The organism is Myroides sp. LoEW2-1, from assembly GCF_009767705.1.
GTDB classification, from domain to species: domain Bacteria; phylum Bacteroidota; class Bacteroidia; order Flavobacteriales; family Flavobacteriaceae; genus Flavobacterium; species Flavobacterium album_A.
The window spans coordinates 1-6,344 of the sequence record NZ_WSPP01000337.1 but is presented as its reverse complement, the minus strand read 5'-3'; the positions used below and the strand labels follow the sequence as shown (position 1 = coordinate 6,344).

The 6,344-nt window shown below is 33.3% G+C and carries 6 protein-coding genes; 1 reads left to right on the top strand and 5 read right to left on the bottom strand.

Going from position 1 to position 6,344, the window contains the following annotated elements; genetic code table 11:
• Positions 1–164 precede the first annotated feature (164 nt).
• On the top strand, positions 165–533 hold the full coding sequence (locus GOQ24_RS15585; RefSeq protein ID WP_160340102.1) for a hypothetical protein: 369 nt from the start codon (positions 165–167) through the stop codon (positions 531–533).
• Between the two features lie 190 nt (positions 534–723).
• Here GOQ24_RS15585 and GOQ24_RS15580 read toward each other — a convergent pair whose 3' ends face one another.
• The 5 genes from GOQ24_RS15580 to GOQ24_RS15560 form a co-directional block, all read right to left on the bottom strand.
• Positions 724–861 (bottom strand): hypothetical protein, encoded by a 138-nt coding sequence (locus tag GOQ24_RS15580; protein WP_155092644.1) that lies wholly within the window; start codon positions 859–861, stop codon positions 724–726.
• 108 nt (positions 862–969) lie between these two features.
• Positions 970–2,364 (bottom strand): hypothetical protein, encoded by a 1,395-nt coding sequence (locus GOQ24_RS15575; RefSeq protein ID WP_160340101.1) that lies wholly within the window; start codon positions 2,362–2,364, stop codon positions 970–972.
• A gap of 19 nt (positions 2,365–2,383) precedes the next feature.
• Complete coding sequence (locus tag GOQ24_RS15570; RefSeq protein WP_160340100.1) at positions 2,384–4,771, bottom strand: TonB-dependent receptor; 2,388 nt, start codon at positions 4,769–4,771, stop codon at positions 2,384–2,386.
• Positions 4,768–5,289 carry a hypothetical protein gene (locus GOQ24_RS15565; protein ID WP_160340099.1) on the bottom strand — a complete coding sequence of 174 codons (522 nt, stop codon included), beginning with the start codon at positions 5,287–5,289 and terminating at the stop codon, positions 4,768–4,770. The genes GOQ24_RS15570 and GOQ24_RS15565 overlap by 4 nt, the downstream gene beginning before the upstream one ends.
• A 25-nt stretch (positions 5,290–5,314) precedes the next feature.
• On the bottom strand, positions 5,315–6,344 hold a 1,030-nt coding region (locus GOQ24_RS15560; protein ID WP_160340098.1), incomplete at its 5' end, for a hypothetical protein.

Below are 6,344 nucleotides of genomic sequence, written 5' to 3'. Positions count from 1 at the left end.
ATGGGAAAAGGACAAACACTTGATTTGTAGCAGAGAAAAAGTAGCCTAAAACATTATACTTTAAAAATTTAAAAATACTCTAGGTTTATAGGGGTCAAAACAGTTAAAGTAATTACTTTTTATATATATTTGTATACAAATCAAACAACGATTTTGGATTTATTATGAAAAACAAACTAAAAATAGCAGGCATTGTTATCTTTTGCTTATCCATTATCATGCTTTTATACAATACAGACGAAAAGAGAATTGCTCTTTTTGGTCAAAGTACTATGGTGGAAATTCTACAGGAACCAAATTATCAAGACAAGCACAATATCCACTTTAAATTTCAAGATAAAATATACAGCAAACAACTTCCTAAAACAGTTACAAGCGACCTTAAACAAAGTCAAAATGTTAAGGTGTATAAAGACTCTAATAACGATAAATTTATCTTCGAGGCTGAGAACAAAAATTGGGAAACTTTCTCCTCTATTATTACAATGAGTATAGGCTTGTTCTTTTGGGTTACTTCAAAGAATAGATATTAAAATGAAAAAGCTCATAATCTCCTATAAATAGGGATTACAAGCTTTTTTTTGTAGTAATCTGCTCACAATAAACAAACCTTTAATACTTAATATAAACCTAGTACGAACTGTTGATTACTACAGTACTTTTACAAAACAAAATCACTTGAACTCTAAAAACCTGTTTTGTAATTTTTAATGGGTGTTTTACTTACACTACAAAGATAGCTTCTCGTTGTTCCATCGCCTTTAAATTTTCTACCCAATGGGATAAAAACACGACTAAAACAACAATTAACCCCGCTAAAACGTGAAAGAATTCAACTAAGACGCGGCTATTGAAAGCCATTTTGAGTAATATTTTTAGCCATAAAAAAAGCAGCAGGAGTAAAATCTACCACCCACTGCCTTTTCAGGATTGAATTAATAATTAACTTAAGATATATTATTCTGTTATTTACTGACCATAAGGATCTAACTTATAAAATCTTGTTGGCTTATACTTATTGGCAATTTGCAAGACCTTCTTAACCTGTCCATTTCTATCTACACTATACACCCCATTGAACTTTAAGGGATCTGAATTAGGTACGCAGACAAATAATTTATCATCTACCACTGTAAATACATTCATTCGCGAAGAAGGGTTTGACAAGGGGATATCTAGTTTTTTGAATTGATCTGGCGATTTGGGATCTACCTCATAATACCCCATTTGCAAGCTAAACTTGGTTGCACTATCCTCACTTGAATCAAAGCGATAAACTCCTTGAGAGATATGTAAATAAAGCTTGTTGTTATAGGAAAGAATTGACTGTACGATATGCTGCGTTCCAAAATGCTTTTCTATATCCACAATAAATTCTTTGTCAAAGTCAGTTTCTGAGTCTTTAATCCTAAAGACTTGAGAAGGAAAATGGGAATAAAACTGATTCCACCCCCAAGAGGCAAAATATAAGTTACCTTGCTGGTCTTTAGTTGTTGACTGATTCTCTGACACAAAGAAGCTTACTGTTTTAGCCTTGTCATAAGCAATAAACTTTTCAAATCGCATTGTAGCTATATCAACCACAGCTAGGTAGAAGCTATTCTCCTTCTCGCTAATTAAGTTAAAACTTGCCTTTTCTAAGAACACCACACTAATAAAGAGCTTTCCTTGTTTGTGATCCAAAACTAATGAACCTGTGCGAACAAGGTTATTCCCAGATTCATCTACCCATTTAGCCTCTGGTCTAAACTTTTGTATAAATGGCTTTAGATCAATTTTACCTTCAAGTTGCATACTTGTTGGGTTAAATCGCTGAATAGTCTGAGGTGCAATACCTTCATTGTAGAAAAAACCAGTATTTTGATCCACTACACACAACTTACGCGAGGGAAATAAATTGTCTTTGTTAATACTAATCTCTTTGTCTATATACAAGCGGTTACTACTATTTAGTTTGAGTTTATAAAGCCCAGGTGTTGAAGAATATCCTTTTTTATCCTTAGCCATACTAAAGATATAATCCTTGTAAAACACATGGCCAGAAGATGTCGAAGGGTCTGAATTGGTAAATATACTATTGTCCTTAATCAGGTCATAATTTCGTTTATTGTCTATCTCAGATAAGGTAAAAGAAAAGAATCTTGTAATATCAGGAGTTGATGCATCTTCAGTAGCCAAGACATAGTTAAAGCTATCGTAATTCAACTTAGCATCGCTACTTTCTTCCTTGAGGTTATTAATTGTACACGAACTGAATAACCCAACAAAGAGAACCACCATCATATATCGAGTAAAACTCGCATAAAATTCTATTGTCTTTTTCACTACTTCAATTATTTTTTGACCTTTTACAAATTGTATCATATCGCTTTTATATAAATATTTAAAAACTATAAGTCAATTTCACTCTATAGTTACGACCAGGATTTTGCATCTTAAATTCATTGTAAATCTCATGGTTAAATAAGTTCTTTACCTCTGCCGCTACAGCTACTTGATGTCTACCAATATGCTTTTGATAAACAATACCAAGATTGTTTAAATGTTGCACAGGTATAATTCGACTCGTATTAATCTTAGAATCTCCCCACAAGCCCAAAAAGCCATTAGGTTCAAATTGCTTTTCTATAAAATCTAAATAGTACTGATGTACATAGGAGTAGTTCCAATATAAACTCAAGTCGCTATCAATTAATAAGACGTCTTTAAAATTATACGATACACTAAAGTTTGTATAGTAAAAAGGCATATTAGCTATCCTGGCTTTTTTATAGTGTTGGGTATTTAACAAATTGTCTTTACTTGACTCTAAACGAAAGTCATTCCAAGTTAAATTTGCCGAGAAAGTCAAGTGCTTAATAGGCTTATAGTTTACATCCACCTCTACACCGAATCCCTTTACTTTATCTAAATTTAGAAAGACAGCTTGATATTGATTAATATCTTTTAATCGAATTAAATCTGTAGTCTTTCGATAATAAGTATTCACTTGAGCAGCTAACTTTTTATTTGTGAAAGTATAACCCAAGTTTAGGTTATAACTCTTCTCTGGATTCAAATCATAATTAGAAATAACAAAATTATTATCACCAAAGAATTCTTCCTTATCAGGTAACCTATAAGTATTCTCGTAAGAAAAACGAATGTAATTTTGCTTATCTATTTGATACTTTACAGCTTGGGAGAAACTCATTCCCGTTTTACTCACAGTCTTTTCTTTAACCAACAGCTCATGGGGATTATCACTAGCATTGTATTTAGCCTTTAAGTGTCCATGCAAGAATTTGACTTGTGTATTTAAAAAAACGCGACTCTCAAATAAAGTAAAGTCAATGGCAAAACTGCTCACTAACTTTTGATAGTTTGTACCACTTGAATTAAGCTCATCTAAGGTAGATTTTGTATTATAGTGACTAAAGACTGTATTGTTTTCAATCAACACATAATCACTTAATAAATAACTTAAATTACCTCTTGTGGTAAACTGGCTTTGAGTATTTTTTAAATAACCATCTTTGATGACCAAATTTCCCATCTCAGAGGAAGATACCGTTTGATGTGCATTACCTTTCCAATCGTAATAAACGTTCTTTGTCTTGTCAAATAGCTCATAATCTATCTTACTATAAACCAAAAACTGGCTCCATTGCAAACGATGATTTAAGAATGCCTTTTTATAAGTTAAACTTGGTATAAAGCGCCCTTTTTCTTTCCTATAAGCCTTACCAAAAGCTCTTGCTCTGGAATAAGCATCATTTTGAATATCTTTTGACAACTCATAAGAATGAACACTAAATGAGATTTTATCAGCCCAAGAAAGGTCATTTCCTTGAAGGTAAAACTGCATGTTTGCTTGTTCAAAGGAATTGTGAAACAGCTTTGCTTTAATATAGGTTGTATTACCTGTTTTCTCCTCTAGATAAGGCAAGTTATTTACTTTAAAATTATTGTCGGAATAATTGTAAAAACTATTGGTTCCCAAACTCCAATTCGGTGACAATAAAACACTTGCATTAACAGAACCTATATGCGTGTTATAAGATCCTGTCTCATAGGAAAGTGTGGCTGCAGTTTCTTTTTTTTCTAAAGTAACAAGATTTATAGCGCTGCCTAAAGCATCAATTCCAATTTTGGAGGGCAGTACCCCTTTATACACTTCTACTCGCTCCAACATATTGGTTGGAACTTTGTTTATACCATAGCTACTCCCGAGATAATCCATAGGAATGTCATCTACTAAAAAACGAACGGCATTACCTGTAAATCCGCCCACTATTATATTGCTATTTGCCCCAAGCCCTCCTATACTTCTAACCTTCACTCCTGGAGTACTACTGATAAGCTCCTCTATAGAAGCAGATTTAATGGCACTTGTTTGTACCTGTACAATATCAGATTTAATTGCAGCATGCTGCAATCTTTCGCTTTTGCTCTTTGCTTGAATTGTAATATTATCTAATAAACGATCCTTTGGCTTGACCTTTATCGACACATTGTTCCAATCGGAATCTTTACTCAGGTAAACTATTGCTTCTTGTAAAGGGCTACTAACTTCTACCAATAATGTATAATTTCCCTTAATTACAGCATCAAAAGAAAACCTGCCTTGAGCATCTGTTTTTTCTTGTCTATCAGCCTCTAACAGATATAGAGTTGCATTAGCTACCGTTTGATTTAACCCATCTACAACCTGTCCTTGAAGTTTATCAAATACTTGAGAGAAGCCTAAGCAAGGAAAAAGGATAAGAAGAAGAATAAACCGCCATTTCATAATGCTATATTATTTACATAAATCACTGGCGGATTATCCCAATTAACATCATTTAAGTTTGTTAGTGTCATAGTAGCGGTTTGCTGATCGGCATGAAACACGACCTCTAAGGTAATTACGCTATAAGTATTATAAGAATCCACCTGTGTTATCTTAGCTGTCAAACCAAAGTTAAATGGGGGACTATTTAACGAGATTTGATTGATAGAGAAACCATCATGTCCTTCTTTATTCCAGAGCCAGTATCTTCCATCCTCCGGTCTATTGTTCTTCTTATTGGGAACAACAAAGCTAAACTCATTATTGGCTTTAAAATCATAGCGAACAATACCCTGTTGCATATGATAACTTGTAAACTTATTCTGTTTATCGGCAGGAGAACTATGAAAGTTTACTTTACTTACTCTCCACTGGCCTTGTAGTATATTATTACTAATTACTTCACTTGCACTTGCTTTAAAAAATGGCACTGATACAATCAGCATCAATGCCATTACCCATTGTTTGAATATATTCATATTCTCTTCCCTAACTTATATATTGTTATTTCTTCTCTCCTGCAGCTACTATCTCATTTAAAACTTCATTGATACCGTCAAGCTGATCAGTTGTAGAGATAAATGTATCATACTTAACAAAGGTTCTCTTTAGATTTGTACCCTTGTCGTCTGTGAAAGTAAACTCAAGTTTTGAATCCGAAATCTTCTTTACAAGTACAGTGAATCGCATATCACTTTTTGCAAAGCTATTCTCTGTATGATAAGCTGTTTTAAAGGATTTTTGTTTATCATCCCAAGTCCAAGTATCTTCTTTTGCAGAAATTACTCCCATTGGAAAAGTGTACTTGAATAAACTCTTATCTGCTTGTAAGAACGAGTACACTAAAACAGATTTTGCTCTATCTGATTGAGTAACCTCAATACTTGTGTCGAAAGTTTGTTTGAATACTTCTTGTCCTTTCTCTAATACCCATGTTGAATTTAATAGATCAGACTTTTTAATAACTGGATCGCTAAACAACCCACATGAAAACACATCTCCATTTGGTAGTGTTATTTTTGAAGCGATACTCGGATCTACCTTTGTTTTCTCTAAGACAAAATCAGCTTGAGAACCATTTGCCAGCTCAGCTTTAAAGCTCATGGTATGAGTATCTCCACTTTTCTCCACTTTTAAATCCAATGTTGTTAACCCAAAATTGTAGGGAGGCATTGCAATATTTAATTGCTTAATTTCAAAACTATTCTCGTTTGCTGACCATTCCCAGTATTTTTTAGCAGAAGGGTCAAATGCACTGTTCTCACCTGCTAAAAATACAAATGTCTTATCTTTCTTAAACTCATATCCTGTAAGACCTTCTATCATACAAGCATCACTTGCTGGTATACCTTCTTCAACAAATTTGGTAAAATGAATAGACTTAATTTGCCATGTTCCTACAAGGAGATTCTCCTGTTTACCGGGGTCTGGTTTGACTACCTGCTCTGTATCTTTTGAAGAGTTATCGTCACTAGAACAAGCTGTTCCAAAAAAAGATAAAGTAAATAAGCTTAAAATTAAAAGTGTTTTTTTC

Bases quoted from the DNA above. Each gene is read 5' to 3' on its own strand.
- GOQ24_RS15585 (WP_160340102.1), top strand. From the start codon at position 165: ATGAAAAACAAACTAAAAATAGCAGGCATTGTTATCTTTTGCTTATCC.
- GOQ24_RS15580 (WP_155092644.1), bottom strand. From the start codon at position 861: ATGGCTTTCAATAGCCGCGTCTTAGTTGAATTCTTTCACGTTTTAGCG.
- GOQ24_RS15575 (WP_160340101.1), bottom strand. From the start codon at position 2,364: ATGATACAATTTGTAAAAGGTCAAAAAATAATTGAAGTAGTGAAAAAG.
- GOQ24_RS15570 (WP_160340100.1), bottom strand. From the start codon at position 4,771: ATGAAATGGCGGTTTATTCTTCTTCTTATCCTTTTTCCTTGCTTAGGC.
- GOQ24_RS15565 (WP_160340099.1), bottom strand. From the start codon at position 5,289: ATGAATATATTCAAACAATGGGTAATGGCATTGATGCTGATTGTATCA.